A 339-nucleotide genomic window follows, 5' to 3' on the forward strand; every position below is an offset into this window, starting at 1 on the left:
TTGGCACGCGCCACAGTGCGAACTCGCGGGATTGGTATTTGGATAGCTCCTTTTATGTTTCTGCTGTCCATGGTTACACCTGCTGGTATGATTAGCTATGTTGTCACGGAGCAACACCTTCCTCCCTTAGTGCTAAGTTTGCTAGGCCCCATCGTATTTATTACTGGCATATGGCTAGGCATTTATATCTGGAGAATGGACGTTGCCCCTCCCCGTGACGAACCCATCCGCTTCAACCGCTTCCGACGCAAAGTCTATGTATACCGCTTTTACCGCGACGGCCTCAGACCCTTCAGCCGCACCGCCTGGGGCGTGCGAATCGAAGTCTATGACTGCGAA

The 339-nt window shown here is 52.5% G+C and carries 1 protein-coding gene; it reads left to right on the forward strand.

Features of this window, described 5'->3' with window-relative positions:
• Nucleotides 1-87: 87 nt before the first annotated feature.
• A partial coding sequence (locus QZR30_RS27960) for a DUF6708 domain-containing protein (RefSeq protein ID WP_322101196.1) occupies nucleotides 88-339 on the forward strand: 252 nt, incomplete at its 3' end.

Origin of the sequence: Pseudomonas sp. rhizo25 (assembly GCF_031931935.1) — a bacterium.
Lineage (GTDB): Bacteria > Pseudomonadota > Gammaproteobacteria > Pseudomonadales > Pseudomonadaceae > Aquipseudomonas > Aquipseudomonas synxantha.